The organism is Bradyrhizobium sp., assembly GCF_030693485.1.
Taxonomy (GTDB): Bacteria; Pseudomonadota; Alphaproteobacteria; order Rhizobiales; family Xanthobacteraceae; genus Bradyrhizobium.
Genome location: NZ_JAUYAN010000172.1, coordinates 1 through 17,476, shown reverse-complemented (window position 1 = coordinate 17,476; position 17,476 = coordinate 1). Strand labels below are relative to the sequence as shown.

Sequence of the window (17,476 nt, the reverse complement as noted above, 5' to 3'; positions counted from 1 at the left end):
TCAGCCAGGCCGGAATGATCGAGCGGACCGCGATGTATTCCGGAAAGCGCGTCGTATAGGACGTCGTGAACGCCAGCTTGCGGCGGCGGCAATAGGCCCGCACCGCCCATCCGATCGGCCCCTCGGTCGCGATATGGATCGCATCAGGCGATGCCGCCTCGATCCGGCGCGCGATCTCGCGCCGGTTCGGCCACGCCGCGCGTAATCCCGGATAGGTCGGGACCGCCAGCGACGGAAATCCGTCGGGGGTCAGGAAGGTGATCTCGGCGCCGAGCGCCGAAGCGCTGCGCGCCAGCGAGGTCAACGTTCTGACGACACCGTTGACCTGCGGGTGCCAAGCGTCGGTCGCCACCAGAATTCGCATGAGCCGGACCTTGAGAGCTTGTTGATTCTCAATTCCGACGTTCGGCCATGGATGTTTCAGGCGTGTGACGTCACCGCCGCGTCAATCTCTCTTTTTGCTGGTCGGAGAGTGTAACGGCGCCCGCGCCCGGCGCCGATGCACCGCCTTCTAGAATGCTTTTTTCGCCTCCGGCCGGTGCTTGTTCGAGGGCACGAAGCCCGACCGCGTGGCTTCGCGAGGTTGCCGAACCCATACCTCGCGGTTCGGGTGCAGGCCGCCGCCGCGGGTGGCGGGAACGGCGGTGAGCCGCGCGCGATGCAACAGGCGGGTGTCGGCCTCGCCGCAGTTCGGGTGAATGCCGCCATTGGCCGCCACCTCCCTTTCCCAGACCGCCCTGCGCTGCGCGAGAATGGCGGGATCCGCCAGCGCCGTGCAGTTGAGCTCGTTCTTGTTCAGATCCGCGATGATCTCGTCGCCGTCCTGAACGAAGGCGATCGGTCCGCCAAGGCCGGCTTCGGGGCCGACATGGCCGATGACGAGGCCGACCGACCCGCCGGAAAACCGCGCGTCGGTCATCAGTCCCACCACGATGCCCCGCTCGCGGCACAGCGTGGTGATGCGCGAGGTCGGGTCCAGCATCTCCGGCATGCCCGGTGCGCCGCTCGGCCCTTCGTAGCGCACGATGATCATGTCGTTGTTCTGGAACCGGTCGGGGGTCTTGTCGAGTGCCGCAAGCAGGCCTTGCTCGCCTTCGAACACGCAAGCCTTGCCGCGGAACAGATTGTTTTCCAGCCCGCCTTCGACGCCGGCCAGTTTCAGGATCGCCGAGAATTCCGGCGACAGATTGCCGCCGAGAACGCGCAGGCCGCCGGTCGGCTTGTAGGGCTTCGCGACCGGATAGACCACGGTGCCATCGACGGCATTGGTGCCGAGGCGCTTGACCTGCTCGGCCAGCGTTTCACCGGTACACGTCATCACGTCGCCATTGAGCAGCCCGGCCTCCAGCAATTCGCGGACGATCACCTGCACGCCGCCGACCCGGTCGATGTCGACCATGGAATATTTGCCATAAGGGCGGGCGTCGGTGAGGACCGGAACGACATATTGCGACAGATGGTTGAACTCCGCCGGCGTCATGACTTCCTTCCAGAAGTCGGCGAAGCCCGCGGCGCGGGCGATCTCCGGCGCGTGCAGCGTGACATTGGTCGAGCCGCCGATCGCCATCGCGACGATGACGGCGTTGCGGATCGAATCGCGCACGACGATGTCGCGGGGCTTCAGGCCCTTCGCCATCATCTGCGCGAGGTACTCGACCAGCTGGTCCGGAAATTCCGTGAGGCGGCGCGGATCGTCGGACGGCGGCGCTACCATGTGCAGCGGCTGCATGCCGACGACTCCGATGAAGGTCTGCATGGTGTTGTAGGTGAACATGCCGCCGCAGCTGCCGTAACCGGGGCAGGCATGGCAGGCGATGTGATGGCGGTATTCGGCGTCCGGGTTGCCGGCCACCTGATAGGCGCTGACGATATCCAGCTTCTCGCCGGTGTTCGGGTCGGTGCCGGGATGGATCGCGCCGTCCGACATGATGATCGACGGCTGATTGTGCTCGAGCAGAGCGGCCAGCGTGCCGACCGGCGGCTTGTCGCAGGCGACGACCGCAATGGTGCCGGCGAGCCCGGTGGCTTCAAGATGTTCGCAGAGCGCATCGTGGGTAATTTCGCGCCCGATCAGCGAATAGCGCATCTCGCGCGTGCCGTTGCGGATGCCGTCCGACGTGGCGATGGTGTATTCCGGCTGGACCAGGCGCAGCTTCATCTGGCCCGCACCCTTGCCGATGCGGCTCTTGAGGCTGGCGTGGATCGCGTCGACCTTTGCCATGACACCCATATAGCACTGGCTGTCGCCCTTGGTGCCGACCACGCCGACCGACGGCTCGTGGATCAGGTCCGGATCGGTGCCGAGTTCACGCGCAATCCCGATGGTCTGGGTTGAGCGGCCCGGATGGCGGTCAATCAGTACGATTTTCGAGTCTGTCACGGCGAGTTCCTTCAAGCGAGCGCGATCGGCAATCTCCGGAGCGTATTCCAATGCCTGGCTGGCGACGCAGCGCTGATCGAACCTGTATCCACAAGAATTCCCTCCAACAGGGGAATTCGCGATTTTGGAGCTCCAGGGTCAATTTGATGGCACGAATCCGCTGTGCGGCAGCGGCTTCTCGCACAATTCCCGACGCAAGTTAACAGGGAAAACATTTTAAAGAGCAAGGATTTTCTGGCGAGCAAGAGAGAATTTCAATCCTGCGTTCCGCACGCGTCGCAAGCATCCATTTCTTGCACACCTGTTTCGTTCGGCTGCCGGGCGCGATCTGTTCTCACTGAGAACTTTTCAGGTGGAGGATGAGATCTCGTCAGTTCGCGAACGTTATGGCGAGACCTTTTGGCGAGCGCGCCATCAAGCCCGGCATCGAAGCGAGTTCAATCAACGTAACAACTGCGAGGCTCACGGGATCCCACTCTTGGGATTCGGTGGTTGGCGCGCGGGGTTCAAGGCCAAGCCGGCGGCTGCGCGAACTGAAATCTTGCCTAAAGCCGTTGACGTGGAAAGCATAGTCTCCTCGTTTAGATTTTCGCCATATTGCATTTTGAACTGCTCCTGTAAGACTCTCGCGACGTTACTCGTTGGAGATATGGAACTGCATTGTCGCAGATGCCTACGCCGTAGTCGATTGCCCATGTTAGGCAGGTGCCGAGAAGAATATCGGCCGTCGTGAACTCGTCGCCCATCAGATATGAGCGGCCATCCGCGAGTGCTGTTTCCACATGCCGCAATTGCTGCCTGAAATATTCCCCCGCCGCCGCCACCACCTCGGGGGCATCGGCGTAAAGGTGGCCGAGGTTGGTGCCGTGCCGCCGGATGACATACAGCGTGGTTGCATCCAGTTCGGCGACGATAAAGAAGCACCATTCCAGCCACCTCGCATACCCGTCGGGCTGCTCGGGATGAAGCCGGCACCTATGATTTGAGTATGTTTGGGTGAGGTAGGCCGCAATGGCAGCGCTCTCGCCGATGGTAAAATCGCCGTCCTGAAGCAGGGGAATCTTCTGCCTCGGATTCAAGGCGGTAAACTCGGCGGTCTTGGTTTCGCCGGAGCGCGGCAGGATCGGCCGCGACGTATAGTGCAGGCCGAGTTCGTGAAGCGTCCAGTGCGCGCGCAGCGTGCGGGGCGTGCCGACCCCCCAGAGCACGAGATTGTCGGGCATTACCAGATCTCCACTGAAGGCCGCAGATCGAGCTCATGGCTCCAGCCATCCCGGCTCTGATGGTGCAGAAACCAGAACGCATCGGCGATCGAGGACGTCCTGGTCAGGCTGTCGGCCGGGATCTTCGAAACCTCCACGCCGGTCGAAGCGAGACGACGATGAATCGCCTCACTGTCGACGGCTGCATCGAGCAACAGATGGGCGACGTGGATGTTGACGGGGCCCAGCTCGCGGGCCATCGCCTGCGCCACCGCGCGCAAGCCGAACTTGGCCGAGGCAAAGGCCGCAAACCCCTTGCCTCCGCGAATACTCGCGGTGGCGCCCGTGAACAGGATGGTTCCGCGCCCGCGGCCTGTCATGTATCGCGCGGCCTCGCGTCCGACCAGAAACCCAGCGAAACAGGCCAGTTCCCAAGCCCTGAAGAAGAGCTTGTCGGTGGTCTCAAGTAGCGGCTTGTTGACGTTGGCCCCCGCGTTGAAAAGGCACAGCTCGATCGGAGCGACGCCGTTCTCGACTTCGGCGAACAGCTCTTGAACCTCATGCTCCTTGCGCGCATCGGCGCTGAAGACGCGTAGATGCAAGCCCTTTTCGGCCATCTCGTCCACGAGCGCCTTCGACTTCCCTGCATCGCGACGAACGATGCAAACCTGGTATCCGCCTTCGGCAAACCGCCGCGCGACCGCCGCGCCGATACCCTCCCCCGCCCCGACCAGCAACACCGCCCCTTTTGGTTCTGACATCGTCCACTCCCGTCCTGAATCGCATTACGGTTCATTGCGGCGATACGGCCCGCACGGCCTTGTCCGCGACCATCCTGTCGATGGCTGCTTCGCTGTAGCCCAACTCCCGCAGCACGATGCGGGAGTGCTCCCCGACGCGCGGCGCGGGCCCGCCGATCCGGGACGGGTTGGCTTCAAACCGCGCGGCCGGCTTGGGCTGGCGCACGCGGCCGACCGAAGGCTGCTCGAATTCGGTGATAATGCCTCGTGCCACCACCTGTTCATTGCGAATGATCTCGCCGCGGCGCAAGATCGGCGCACAGGGCACATCGGCCGCGTCGAGCCGCTCCAGCCACTCGGCGGTGCTGTGCCGGGCGATGTATTCTGCCATCTTGTTGATGCGCGCGGTAGCGTTGAGCGCGCGGCCCGTCGTGGTCGCAAAGCGCTCATCCTTTCCGAGTTCGGGATCGCCCGACGCCATGCAGAAGCCCAGCCACTCCGAATCCGAGATGGTGCCGGCGGTGATGTAGCCGTCACTGGTCTTGAACACGAGATCGGGCCGGTCGTTGGGGTCGGCGGCTGTCGCCTCGGCGCCCACCACCGTGTACTGCATCATGCCTTCCGGCCACAGATACGAGATCATGGCGTCCAGCATGGCAACCTGGATGTGATCGCCCAACCCGGTCTTCTCGCGCGCGTAGAGCGCGGACGACACCGCCTGAGCCGTGAATACCGCCGTAGTCTTGTCGCACACGATGGTGCGAATCATCTGCGGGCGATTGGTCACCGGCTGGGATTGAATATCGGCAAACCCGGACAGACCCTGGATTATGGGGTCATAGACCCGCTTCTTGACGTATGGCCCGGTATCGCCGACGCCGCTGATCGAGACATAAATCAGCCGCGGGTGGCGCTCGCGCAATTCGTCGGGCCCAAGCCCCAGACGCTCCATGGTGCCGGGGCGGAAGTTCTGCACCAGCACATCAGACTGCGCGACCAGCTTGGCCAGCACCTCGCGCCCGACCTCGCTCTTGATATCGATCGAAAGCGAGCGCTTGCCCCGATTCGAGGAAATGAACAGTGCCGAGAACTCGCCGGCTTCGTCGATGATGGCGCGGCTGCGACGCGTAATATCGCCGCCGATCGGCTCGATCTTGAGCACGTCCGCGCCCTGATCCGCCAGAAACATCGTCGCAAAAGGACCTGACACGACCCCGGTCAGATCCAGCACGCGAACGCCTTTGAGAGGGCCGGACATGAATATTCTTCCTTATCGTTACAGGAGATGGACGCTGGGTCAGAAGCGCATCAGTCGACGTTGAACTTCTTGATAACTTTGGTCCGCCCCGGCCCCTTGACCTCAATCTGCGCGGCCCATTCCCCCGCCATCTCTAACGTGAACCTGGTCATGTAGCGCCCCGGTTGTCCCGCCGGCTTGGCGATTGCTCTCGGCACCCTGTGCATCATGGGCATGCTGGGCATTTCGACATTGACTTCGATGCTTGCGCCGGAGACCGGCTGGCCCTGCCCATTGGTAATGGTCAGCACGGCCTCGCGCTCGAGCGGCTTCCCGGTCTTTTCGAGAGTCCACTCCACCGACAGGGGCCCGGCAGTCTGCGCCATCGCCGACGCAGACAGCCACGAGGCAGACCAGCCGATCAGCGCGGCGAACATGACGACATCCAGACGCTTGGCGTTCATTGCAAGCCCTTCCTTTGCTGTAAGACCTCAGCCGCCGCATCGCTGCGATGGCCGAACATGCTACTCATGAGAAGCGCCAGCCGGGCGGCATCCTTGCAGTCCGCATGCTGGCTGGCTTTACCGTTCTCAATGAGAGAGATCCCAGTTGCAAACGCGGCGAGGAGCTCGAGCTTGTGTTCCACCAGAATCGCCGCACGCACGCAGCGCCGGTCGATCAACCTTGCAATCAGCCGGTAAAGCATACGCGCTTCCTCGACATCCAGCCCCGCGCCGATCTCGTCGATCAGCAGCAGGTTCGAGGCATTGAGGGTCGCCATCGCCAGTTCAACGCGGCGGCGGTCGAGCAGGCGCATCTGGGCCGGCATTCGTTCCAGCATGACCTTCGGCAGTTCGACCAGGGAACATATATCGTCAACCGCATGATTGGGTGCTGCACGGCCCGCTATTCGGCGTGACGCATCGATGGCGATCCCAAAATGCTCGGCTGTGGTCAGGTCAGCCCACATCCGACTTTCCTGGAAAGTCCGCCCGAGCCCCAGCCCGGCGCGCCGCCATGGCGAAAACTTCGCAACATCAAGGCCGGCAATGCGAACGATGCCGCTATCGGCCATGACCTGGCCGCCGATTACGTTCAGCAACGTTGTTTTCCCCGCACCGTTCGCGCCGACCAGACCGCGCATTTCCCCTTCCTCGATCGTGAATTTCAGATCGTCGAGCGCAACCACGCCGGAGAATTTCTTGCAGACTGCAACGATTTCCAGCACGGGGTTCATGGCACGGTCCTGGTGCGGGTGCCGAGCAGGCCACGGGGCCGCAGAATTAGCATCACGACAATGAGGCTGCCGAACACCACCATGCGATAGGATCCGACGACGCGAAGGCCCTCCAGGAACACAACGTCGAACGCAGTTCCCGCGACAGGTCCGAGCACATTTGCCAGACCGCCAAGAAGCGTATAGGCGACGGCGTGAACGCCGACCATCAAACTGAAGTTCGCTGCCTCGATATAGGTGGCCTGATGGGCGAACAATCCGCCGCCAATGCCCGCCACGGCGCCCGCCATCGCGAACGCCTGAAGCCGCGTCCTGACCGGATCGATTGAGACGCTTGCGGCAAGCGTCGCGTCGCTGGCCACCGCGACAAGGCGGCGGCCCGGGCCTGTCCGGCCGTAGACCCAGACCGCTACCAGGCATCCGGCGGCGACAGAGGCCGCTATCAGACCTTGGGCCAGATGCTGGATACCGTGGCTGTAGTAGTATTCGATACCGGAAAATCCGAGCGGGCCCTCCGGACCAGCAGCCTGTCCGTTCACCTCACGTCGCCACTCGATCTTGACGAAGACTTCCTTGGCGAACTCCCCCAGCACCAGCGTCATCAGCGTGAAGCGAAATCCCGAGATCCGGCTGAGGCTGAAACCGATCACCCCGGCAACGGCGGCGGCCGCCACCGCCGAGACCGCCAGCGCAGCGACGAGCGGCCAGTCGAACATAGCCGTCAGGATCCCGCCAGCATAGGCGCCGACGCCAAAGAACGCCTGCTGGCCGAATGAAATCTCGCCGGACTTCAGTACCAGATAGCAGCTCAACGCCAGCACCAGCGAGATGCTGAACATCGGTATGATCGCAACCAACTCGCTCATCGGCTGTCCCCGAACCGGGTTTCGCCGGGCCGAAGAAACGGTTCGACGGCGAGAAGCGCCAGGATCAGGCCATAGCCCACCAGATCGCGGTATCCCGAACCGATCAATTCGCTGCCGACGCGCTCGGCTACCCCAAGACCGATGGCCGCGGTCACGATGAGCGCTATGCTCTGCGTTCCGCCGAGCACGAGGATGACGAGACCCTTGACGGTTGCCCACATGCCGAAATGTAGATCGATCCCGGACTGCGCCATGGCGAAGGACCAGCCGGCGACGCAGCCGACGGCGGAAGCAATCACCGTGGCCAACACCATCATGCGCGCATGCGAGATGCCAAGCAGGGCCGCTACGCTCGCATCGTAGGCCGAGACGCGGATCGCAAGACCGGTGCGAGATCGCGTAAGAAATCGTGTCAGCAACCCTGCAACTGCAAGGGCGAGGCCCAGAATCACCATGTGATCGATCCTGATCTGCAAGCCCCACGGCCACCATGAAAGGTCCTGCAAGGGATTGACGATCGCCTGTCCTCGCCCGCGCCCCGGGCTTTGCAGCATCAGTTCCTCGAGCACCATCCAGATCCCGAGCGTGGCCGCCATCGAAAAGCGGGCGTCCTGCCGCACCAGCACGAATGCCAGGTAAGCCACCAACAGAGACAGCGGAATGCCGACGACCAGGGTAAGAGCCAGCACGCCAACCCACGGCAACCCCAATCCGCCCACCATCATTGCGCCGAGATAGACCGAGGTCATCACCACGGTGCCGTAAGCGAGGTCGATCCGCCGCAGCACGCCGTAAGTCAGGAAGAAGCCGAGGCCGAGCAACGCATAGAGCCCCCCGTAAGCCAGCCCTTCAACCGCGGTCAACAGCATCGTTTTACCCCGGCGCCGATCAAGGTGCCTTCCGCGGCGGCTTCGCCCCTGCTTTCGACGTCAGCGCTACGCCCCAGCGCCGTACCATAGCAGCCGAGATCATTCCGGCCGGCCGGAACAGCATCACCAGAATGATCAACAGGCCGAACAGCTCGATGCGGAATTCGCGAATCGGACGCAGCGTCTCGGGAAGTACTGTAAAGATGATGGCGCCAATCAAGGGGCCCCACATCGTTTGCCCACCGCCAATCACGACATAGGCCAGCGCGATGGTCGACAGATGAATGATGAAGTCATTGCCGCTGATAAAGGTCAGCAAGTGGGCGTAGAGCGCGCCCGAAATACCGGCAATGAACCCGCCACAGGCGAACGCGGCGACCTTGTAGCGCGCGACCGGAACCCCGATGGAACGCGCCACCACTTCGTCTTCCTCAATGGTGCGCAGAATGCGCGCGATCCGCGACCGCTCCACGAGAAAGAACGCTACCACCACGACCGCCACAATCAGCCACACGATAACGGCGTACTGGCCGGTCGAGATCGAATGATCGTTCAGATAGCTGATATGACGAAAGCCAGTCGCGCCATCGGGCCCGAGCCACTGATCGCCGACATTGCCCGACGATCGCGGCCGGCCGTATTTCAGGTTGTGAAGGACGACTCGCATTGCCTCCGCAAAGGCAACCGTCGCGATCGTGAAATGATAGCCCTTCAACCGCAGTGTCGGCACACCGACGAACAGGCTGGCCGCCGCACCGGCAAATCCGCCAGCCATCACCGCGGATGCGAGGTCGAATCCGCCGAGCACCGTGAGACTCGCGCCGACATAGGCTCCAACGCCGAAGAACGCGACCTGCCCGATCGAAACCTGCCCGCTCATGAAGCTTGCATAGACGCTGTAGGCCAGCAGCACGTTAATGCCGGTGAGCGACGCGATGGTAAACCAGTATGACACTATGCGTGCTCCCTAAATCCGGTCCGGCAATCGTTTACCAGCGATCCCCTGCGGCCGAACGATCAGGACGACGAACAAGGCAAGCATTGCGATGGCGTCGCGATACGAGAACGAGAACAGGAACGAACTTAACAGCTCAAGCACGCCAAGCGAGAGGCCACCGACGATCGCTCCCGGGATGCTGCCGGCACCACCAAGGATCATCGAGAACAGTCCCTTCACAACGGCCTGCGATCCCGCATAGGGACCGGCGAGATTGGCCGTCATTCCCAGCAGATAACCCGCCGCACCGCCATAGGCCGCAGAAAGCAAGAAGGCCGCCGTCAGCACCTTTCCGACCGGAACCCCCATAAGATTGCCGATGTCATGGTCTTCGGCGATCATACGCATCGCAAGGCCCAGTCGGGTGCGGTAGATCAGAATGTAAAGCGCGATTACGAGCAGCGCGGCGACTGCCAGCGTCACGATATAGTCGCCGCGCAGCCTGATTTGTCCGATGTCGATGCCCATGCCGTCGAACGGGTTGGGAAACGCGACATAATCCCTGAACCAGAAATGGGAATAGATCTTGATGAAGACCTCCTCGATCAGGATCCAGAAGCCGAGCGTCGCGATCATTGGAACCAGCTCATGCGCATTGCGCAACGGCCGGTAGCAGATCCGGTCGATCAGGAAGCCAACGAACCCGCCAGCGGCCATTGCGATCACGATGCCGACATAGAACGGCAGACCGGCCACGCTCGCCGACAGCATTCCGGCAAACATGCCGACCATCACTGTCACGCCATGGGCGAGATTGAGAATTCTGAGCAAGCCCCAGATCAGCGTGAATCCGATGGCGACCAGCGCATAGGTAGAACCAAACAGCAGCCCATCGATCGTCGTCTGCGTCAGATCGATTGCAAAGAAATACATCGGGTCAATACCGGTTGACTGGATCGAGCACGGTGGCGGTCGCCTCCAGCGGCAAAGCGTCCGACCTGTCCGGCGCTGTCGGCCGGACAGGCGATACTTGCCGGGAACGCTAGAACAGGAAGCCCTTGTCGGGCGTCCAGTACAGCTTGAAGTCGCCGCCGGTGATCTTGACCAGATAGATCGGGCGCACGATGTCGCGGTTGGCATTCATATTGAGCGACATGCCGGCAAAGCTCTTGTAGTCCTTGATGGCGGCAAGCTGGTCGCGAACCTTGCGCCGGTCCTCGGCAAGCGTCTCCGGCCGGTTCTTGATACCCGCCTTGATGATGGCTTCCTTGACCAGCATGATGCCTTCGTAACCCAGGCCGACGAATTGTGGCATGTAGGTTTCCTTGGTCCGCTTCTTGTACTCGTCAGCGAGCCACTTCACTTTCGGCGCCGGGAAGGCCATGTGAATCGCGGTCGGAAACACGATTCCCTCGGTCGACTGCTTGCCGAGTTCGACCATTTCGGCGGCGTCGGAGCCGATGTGGCTGATTATCATCTTCGGCTTGAAGCCCTGCCGTTGCGCTTCGAGCATCGCACCGACATTGGCCTGCAGATGCGAGCTGAGAATGAAGAAGTCGGTCTCGGCCCGCTTCAGCTTGCGGATCTGAACCGAAAAATCGCGGTCCGTCTCATACCACTCGACATATTCTGCCGGCTTGATGTTGCGGCGCTCCAGCGCCGGGGTATAGGCCGCCTTCCAGGCCGCAACCGAATGACCTTCGTTGGCTTCCACCGCCCCGGAGTAATTCTTGAACGGACCGAATTTCTCTTCCATCAATTTGATGGCGAGTTCGTGCTGCGCGGGTTCGTCGCCGGCATTGCGGAACGCCCATTCGGATACGCCGGTGACGCCGGCCTTCATCGACAGGAACGACATCGAGGGAACCTGCAGGCCCTTGTCGTTGGGATCATCGACCTTTTTCTGCAGCAGGCCCCACATACTTTCCGTGACGCGGCTATACTGGGTTCCGGTGATCACAAGCGCTTTTTCACTTTCGGCACACTTGCGAAACAGCGCGACCCCCTGATCGGGCTTGGCCTGATCGTCCTCTGAGATCAACTTTATCTTGACCTTTTTCCCGTCGATCTCGATCCCACCCTCGGCGTTGATCTCGTCGATCGCAATCACCTTGCCAAGATAATTCGGCTGACCGAACGACGTCCCGATGCCGCTCAGCGGCTCGATCGAGCAAAGGATGATGGTGCCATCGTCCTGAAAGGCGGTGGCGCCAGTGGTGAACGCTGCGGTCAGCGAAGCAGCCGCGACTGTGGCCAAGGCGATGGCCCTGACCGTGTAGAAATTCGACTTCTGTGTTCTAGACATCGGTTTCCTCCTGTTTTCTGACTTGAAACCTGCGAAGCGCGCTAGTTCACGCCGAGATAGGCTCGGCGCAATTCCGGGTCATCGACAAGATCGCTGGAGCGTCCGCTCATGACGACCTCACCTACTCTGATTACATAGGCGCGGTCCGAACTGTTGAGCGCCTCCAGCGCATTCTGCTCGATCAGGAGGATGGTCTTGCCCTCCTGCTTCAAGCCGGCAATGATATTGAAGACCTCCTCGACGAGCAGCGGCGCGAGGCCCAGCGACGGCTCGTCCAGGATCAGCAGTTCCGGACGCGCCATCAGCCCGCGGCCGATCGCCAGCATCTGCCGCTCCCCGCCGCTCATCGTTCCCGCAAGCTGACGACGCCGCTCGCGCAGGCGCGGGAAGCGCGTCATCACCTGATCGAGGTCGGCGGCGATCTCCTGCTTGTCGGAACGGCAATATGCGCCGCACATAAGATTTTCCTCGACCGACATGGACGGCACGAGCTTGCGACCTTCCGGAACATGGACCAGGCCCAGCCGGGTAACCTGATGGGCGGGCAATGAGCTGATATTGGTGTCGCCAAACATGGTCCGGCCGGATGCCTTGGGCACCAGGCCCGAAAGCGCCTTGACGATACTGGTCTTTCCGGCACCGTTGGCGCCGATCAGCGTCACGACCTCCCCGGCCTTGACCGTTAGCGAGACGTTCCTGACCGCGCGGATCGCGCCGTAGCTGACCGTAAGATCCTGCACATCAAGCATGGGCGCGCTTTTTCTTTGTTCCGAGATAGGCGGCGATAACGTCGGAATTATTCTTTACTTCGTCGGCGCTGCCTTCGGCGATCTTGCGGCCGAAATTGAGCACGGCGATGCGGTCGCACAGGCCCAGCACCATCTCGATGTCGTGTTCAATCAGGATGATCGTGAGGCCGTCGGCCCGCAGCCGGCGGATATCATCCATGAGCTGACGTGTCTCAGACGGATTCATGCCCGATGCCGGCTCGTCCATCAGCAGTATCTTCGGGCGTGTCGCGAGCGCCCTCGCGATCTCGAGCTGCCGGACCAGGCCGAAGGGAAGTTCGCGCGCCAGGCGGTCGGCGTGCGGCTCGAGCCAGGTCTTTTCCAGGATCCGATCGACTTCCGCGGCGAGGTCCCGCTGCGACGGCGATTTCATGGTCCGGAACATGCCGCCAAAACCCAGATGCAGCGACTGGGCAGCCCATACCGTTTCACGGACGGTAGATTCCTTGTGGAAGCGAACGACCTGAAAAGTGCGGGCGACACCTGCCCGCACAATGCTCTCGGGCGACTTGCCCACGAGATCGCGCCCCTCAAACCTGATCTGCCCTGCCGACGGCTCAAGAAATCCGGTCAGCATGTTGAAGAGCGTGGTTTTCCCCGATCCGTTGGGGCCGAGGATGCCGAACAGGGCTCCCTTGCCGACACCGAGGTCGACGTTGTCGACGGCCAGCAGACCGCCAAAGGATTTCGAGAGCCCAGAAACTTCCAGCATAGCCGCTACATCTCGCTGCTCTTGTCAAAAATCCCTACTTCACGGCCGCCGGCTGACCTATTGACTGCATGAATTGGCGGTCGGAAGCCGGCAAAGCCGCAGTCCAGACCGGCTCGTCGCCCGCCTCCGGAAGCAAATGGCCGAATTCGATCATCTGCCGCGCTGGCATCTCACTCACATAGACCCAGACGCCTGTTTGGTCCTTGAGGCCCGCCGCCACCCCGACCGCTTTCGCCATCAGCTTGATCATGCGCGTCTTGTCGACCGCGGCGCGACCGCCGCGAATATGGCCGTAAACGAATACCTGATCATGCTTCAGGGCCGCTCCGCCAACGAAGTAGTTTCCGGGTTTGACCTCGTCAAAAATAACCTGGGCAAAATAGGTTGGAGCTCCCGTCACCTCGGCATGCACGCGAGTGATTTCGGATGCGATCTTGCTCTTGTGTTGCGCCGACAGTCGGCCCTCGATGCTGGTGCAGTAATAGGTCGGCATTTTTCACTACCCCTGTGAGACATATCGAACTCGAACACACGGATCGGCATCAGATCAATGCAAGCCGCGCTGCATCCAGTTCAGACATCTGCACGAAATTGTTGCGCAGCAACATCTAGTGTACAGGCAAACACCCAACGCATCGTGCGATATTGCGACGATACGTCCCGCTTTGCAGCCTCGCCAACGATACTTTCTCCCTCGATTGTTTAGAGAAACTATCCAATAATGGAGCAATGAAGCGATTACCGCCGCTTAATTTCGTCAGGGTGTTCGAGTGCTCCGCGCGCCACGGTAACTTGCACCGCGCCGCGGAAGAGTTGGGTGTGACACCCGGAGCGGTTAGCCAGCAAATTCGATCGCTTGAGATCAATCTCGGACTTCCGCTGTTTGAGCGGGTGCACAAGAAGCTTCGGCTGACGACCGCAGGGCAGCAACTCTATGCAACTTCTGCCCAGGTCCTGCGGCTTCTGCAGCAGACCGTAGATCACCTGCCTACGCCACGACAGACGGTCCGTATCACTGCGGCCCCAACACTCTGCACTCGCTGGCTGGTACCAAGGCTCTCCGGGTTTTATGAGCGTCATCCGAATGTTGGCGTCCTTATCGACGCTTCAGCCCACTACATAAACCTTGCCGAGGAACCCTTTGACGTCGCAATCCGGCATGGCCGCGACGGCGCCGGTAGCGCGCAGCATGTGCCGCTTTTTCCCGACGCGGTTGTCGCGGTCTGCGCCCCGTCAGTGGCTGCGTCAATCGCTCCCGACCTCGGCAATGTCAAACTTCTGTGCTTTGCCCCCCAGGATCATTGGCCGTGCTGGTTCAACAAGAAGGACATCGGCGGCTACCACAAGCTGGATCACGTTTCCTTTAGTCATCTGATGCTGGCACTGGACGCCGCCATTGCCGGACAGGGTGTCGCGCTCAGCGCACTGAAGCTTGTGGAGCACGATCTGAAGCAGCGACGATTGGTCAGATTACTCGAAGATCCTGTGGCAACCGGTTACAGCTATTACATCGTAGCGCGCAGCGAAGAGCGACATGTCAAGGCGTTCGCGGATTGGCTGGTCGAGGAGGCTTCCAAGGAAGTTGAGTTGGAAATCCCAAGTTAATTAACTTGAACTGCAGAGTCCGCTACAGATCCAGAACAGCGGCCGGATAGGGCCGGCCCTGATCGGTCTCGACATAAGCAACATCTGCAAGCCGGATCCGAAATCTCTAAGCGCCAATGCCTGGCTGGGGCGGGAGGGATCGAACCTCCGAATGGGGGAATCAAAATCCCCTGCCTTACCGCTTGGCTACGCCCCAACAGACCGTGTGGAATGCGGCGCGCCTCGCGTCGCCCCGGATTCCCCGGCAACGTCGGTCTATAGGGGGAGTTCAGTCAATTCAACAGCCTATCGGTCAAATTCGCGGTTCGACCGGACCGGACGCGGTCTGCCCCTGATAAAGTGTATCAGCCCGGCGAACCGGGTGAATTTCGACCCAAATCGCAGCGTCGTTCCCTGCCCCGCTGATTTCGTCAGCCGGCAGTTGAGAGAAAGCGGGTTTCGTGGGAAGACGGCAGCCTTCCTTATCCTGTCCCGACCAGCCCGAGACACCGCCATGACCTACCGCGCGCCCGTCAACGACATGCTGCTGGCCCTCAATCACGGCGCGGGCCTGCAGGCCGCCGTGAAAGCCGGCCATTACGGCGATTTCGACGGCGACATCGCCGCCGCCGTGCTGGAGGAAGCCGGAAAGTTCGCCTCCGACGTGCTGGCGCCGCTCAACCGGGTTGGCGACGAGCACGGCATCAAGCTTGAGGACAAAAAGGTCACTACCGCCCCCGGCTGGCCCGATGCATATCAGCGCTGGATCGCGGCGGGCTGGAACGCGGTGTCGGGTCCGGAAGCGTTCGGCGGCCAGGGCCTGCCGCTCGCCATCAATGCCGTCTGCACCGAAATCTGGAGCGCGTCGAACATCGCCTTCGGGCTCTGCCCGCTGTTGACGCTGAGCGCGATCGAGGCGCTCGACGCCCATGGCTGCGACGAACTGAAAAAAATCTATCTCGAAAAGCTGGTGTCCGGCGAATGGACCGGCACCATGCAACTGACCGAGCCGCAGGCGGGTTCCGACGTCGGCGCGCTGCGCAGCCGCGCCGAGCGCGCGCCTGATGGCACCTACCGGATCAAGGGCACCAAGATCTTCATCACCTATGGCGACCACGACATGACCGACAACATCGTGCATTTCGTGCTGGCCCGATTGCCCGATGCGCCCGCGGGCACCAAGGGCATTTCGCTGTTTTTGATTCCGAAGTTCATGGTCAACGCCGACGGTTCGCTCGGGATGCGCAACGACATCTATCCCTCCGGTGTCGAGCACAAGCTCGGCATGCATGCCTCGCCGACCTGCACCATGACGATGGGCGATCACGGCGGCGCGGTCGGCTACCTGATCGGCGAGGAAAACCGCGGCATGCTCTGCATGTTCACGATGATGAACCAGGCCCGGCTCGGCGTCGGCCTCGAAGGCGTCGGGATTGCCGACCGCGCCTACCAGCAGGCGCTGGCCTTCGCGCAGGAGCGCCGCCAGGGCCGCGCCGCCGGCAAGAAGGGCGACGGGATGGACCCCATCATCGTGCATCCCGACGTCAAGCGGATGCTGATGCAGATGCGCGCGCTGACCGCCGCGGCGCGGACCATCTGCTATGCCACCGCTGTCGCGATGGACGTCGCCGCGCGGGCGACCGACGCCAGGGTGCGCGGCGACGCCGCGGCGCGCGCGGCGTTGCTGACGCCCATTGCAAAGGCGTTTTCCACCGATATCGGCAACGAGGTGTCGTCGCTCGGCGTGCAGATCCATGGCGGCATGGGATTCATCGAGGAAACCGGCGCCGCACAGCATTACCGCGATGCCCGCATCACCGCAATCTATGAAGGCACCAACGGCATCCAGTCGATCGATCTCGTCACGCGCAAGCTCGCCGCCAATGGCGGCGCCTCGGTGTTTGCCCTGCTCGACGAACTCGCCGGCATCGTCAGCAGGGTCGAAGCCTCCAACGATCCGGCGTTCGGCACCACCGGCGCAAAGCTGCGCGACGCGCTGGGCGCGCTGGAGCGCACCAGCAAGTGGTTGCTGGAGCACGTCACGTCGGCGCCGAACGAGGCGCTGGCGGGTGCGACGCCCTATCTGCGGCTGTTCGGCTCGACACTCGGCGGCTGCATGCTGGCCGGCGAGGCGCTCGCCGCCCGCGATCTCGGCGAAGGCGCCGGCGATCCCGCACGCTATGTCACGCTGGCGCGGTTCTTCGCCGAGAACATCACGGTGCAGGCGGGCGCACTGGAGCGCACGGTGATGGACAGCGCCGAGGCCGTGAACGGCGCGGATGCGGTGTTGCTGGGGTGAGATAAAACAGCGGCGAGCAAGGTGCGGTCTTCCCTCGACGCGCAGTTCTGCCCGCGGATAGATCCCCCTCATCCGGCGCGCTCCGCGCGCCACCTTCTCCCACAAGGGGAGAAGGGAAAAGAACAACGCACACGCCCGCCATCTCGCGGCACGATTCGCCCGAGGTATGCCTGTCGTTGTCCCTCAAGAACGAGGGAGCAGGGAATGCCGGATGCGCGCTGCACCCGCGGTCTCGTGTGCGAAGTCGTACGAAAAAGGCTGCACACGAGCATACAGGGCAGCGGAGAACATCCGACATTCCCTGCGCAATGGCTTGACGG

17 protein-coding genes and 1 tRNA gene are annotated in these 17,476 nt (G+C 62.1%); 2 read left to right on the top strand and 16 right to left on the bottom strand.

Annotated features, from left to right (window positions below):
• From Q8N40_RS12460 to Q8N40_RS12390, 15 genes are all read right to left on the bottom strand, one after another.
• The coding region (locus Q8N40_RS12460) for a glycosyltransferase (RefSeq protein WP_305712031.1) at positions 1–364 on the bottom strand (364 nt) is incomplete at its 3' end.
• A gap of 147 nt (positions 365–511) precedes the next feature.
• Positions 512–2,380 (bottom strand): dihydroxy-acid dehydratase, encoded by a 1,869-nt coding sequence (locus tag Q8N40_RS12455; protein ID WP_305322377.1) that lies wholly within the window; start codon positions 2,378–2,380, stop codon positions 512–514.
• A gap of 581 nt (positions 2,381–2,961) precedes the next feature.
• A complete protein-coding gene (locus tag Q8N40_RS12450; protein WP_305712030.1) occupies positions 2,962–3,603 on the bottom strand; it encodes a glutathione S-transferase family protein in 642 nt (213 codons plus the stop codon).
• Positions 3,603–4,343 (bottom strand): SDR family NAD(P)-dependent oxidoreductase, encoded by a 741-nt coding sequence (locus Q8N40_RS12445; protein WP_305712029.1) that lies wholly within the window; start codon positions 4,341–4,343, stop codon positions 3,603–3,605. Before Q8N40_RS12445 ends, Q8N40_RS12450 begins: the two co-directional genes overlap by 1 nt.
• Before the next feature lie 31 nt (positions 4,344–4,374).
• Positions 4,375–5,580 (bottom strand): CaiB/BaiF CoA-transferase family protein, encoded by a 1,206-nt coding sequence (locus Q8N40_RS12440; RefSeq protein ID WP_305712028.1) that lies wholly within the window; start codon positions 5,578–5,580, stop codon positions 4,375–4,377.
• 50 nt (positions 5,581–5,630) lie between these two features.
• Complete coding sequence (locus tag Q8N40_RS12435; protein WP_305712027.1) at positions 5,631–6,023, bottom strand: FixH family protein; 393 nt, start codon at positions 6,021–6,023, stop codon at positions 5,631–5,633.
• The gene (locus tag Q8N40_RS12430; RefSeq protein ID WP_305712026.1) at positions 6,020–6,796 is read right to left on the bottom strand and encodes an ATP-binding cassette domain-containing protein; all 777 of its coding nucleotides are present in this window, start codon (positions 6,794–6,796) and stop codon (positions 6,020–6,022) included. Before Q8N40_RS12430 ends, Q8N40_RS12435 begins: the two co-directional genes overlap by 4 nt.
• A complete protein-coding gene (locus Q8N40_RS12425; protein ID WP_305712025.1) occupies positions 6,793–7,662 on the bottom strand; it encodes a branched-chain amino acid ABC transporter permease in 870 nt (289 codons plus the stop codon). The genes Q8N40_RS12430 and Q8N40_RS12425 overlap by 4 nt, the downstream gene beginning before the upstream one ends.
• Positions 7,659–8,531 (bottom strand): branched-chain amino acid ABC transporter permease, encoded by an 873-nt coding sequence (locus Q8N40_RS12420; RefSeq protein WP_305712024.1) that lies wholly within the window; start codon positions 8,529–8,531, stop codon positions 7,659–7,661. Before Q8N40_RS12420 ends, Q8N40_RS12425 begins: the two co-directional genes overlap by 4 nt.
• Before the next feature lie 19 nt (positions 8,532–8,550).
• Positions 8,551–9,486: a branched-chain amino acid ABC transporter permease gene (locus tag Q8N40_RS12415; RefSeq protein ID WP_305712023.1), complete on the bottom strand. Its 936-nt coding sequence runs from the start codon at positions 9,484–9,486 to the stop codon at positions 8,551–8,553.
• Between the two features lie 12 nt (positions 9,487–9,498).
• Positions 9,499–10,401 carry a branched-chain amino acid ABC transporter permease gene (locus Q8N40_RS12410; RefSeq protein ID WP_305712022.1) on the bottom strand — a complete coding sequence of 301 codons (903 nt, stop codon included), beginning with the start codon at positions 10,399–10,401 and terminating at the stop codon, positions 9,499–9,501.
• 109 nt (positions 10,402–10,510) lie between these two features.
• Positions 10,511–11,773, bottom strand: coding sequence for an ABC transporter substrate-binding protein (locus Q8N40_RS12405; RefSeq protein ID WP_305712021.1), 1,263 nt, complete (start codon positions 11,771–11,773; stop codon positions 10,511–10,513).
• Positions 11,774–11,814: 41 nt separating this feature from the next.
• Entirely contained in the window at positions 11,815–12,522 is a 708-nt protein-coding gene (locus tag Q8N40_RS12400) for an ABC transporter ATP-binding protein (RefSeq protein WP_305712020.1), read from the bottom strand.
• Positions 12,515–13,273 (bottom strand): ABC transporter ATP-binding protein, encoded by a 759-nt coding sequence (locus Q8N40_RS12395; RefSeq protein ID WP_305712019.1) that lies wholly within the window; start codon positions 13,271–13,273, stop codon positions 12,515–12,517. The genes Q8N40_RS12400 and Q8N40_RS12395 overlap by 8 nt, the downstream gene beginning before the upstream one ends.
• A gap of 34 nt (positions 13,274–13,307) precedes the next feature.
• Positions 13,308–13,766, bottom strand: coding sequence for a 4-oxalocrotonate tautomerase family protein (locus tag Q8N40_RS12390; protein ID WP_305712018.1), 459 nt, complete (start codon positions 13,764–13,766; stop codon positions 13,308–13,310).
• Between the two features lie 236 nt (positions 13,767–14,002).
• Here Q8N40_RS12390 and Q8N40_RS12385 point away from each other — a divergent pair, with 236 nt between their 5' ends.
• A complete protein-coding gene (locus Q8N40_RS12385; protein WP_305712017.1) occupies positions 14,003–14,878 on the top strand; it encodes a LysR substrate-binding domain-containing protein in 876 nt (291 codons plus the stop codon).
• 121 nt (positions 14,879–14,999) lie between these two features.
• Here Q8N40_RS12385 and Q8N40_RS12380 read toward each other — a convergent pair.
• Positions 15,000–15,074: transfer RNA gene (locus Q8N40_RS12380), tRNA-Gln, on the bottom strand.
• A gap of 297 nt (positions 15,075–15,371) precedes the next feature.
• Here Q8N40_RS12380 and Q8N40_RS12375 point away from each other — a divergent pair.
• Positions 15,372–17,156, top strand: coding sequence for an acyl-CoA dehydrogenase (locus Q8N40_RS12375; RefSeq protein WP_305712016.1), 1,785 nt, complete (start codon positions 15,372–15,374; stop codon positions 17,154–17,156).
• Positions 17,157–17,476 lie beyond the last annotated feature (320 nt).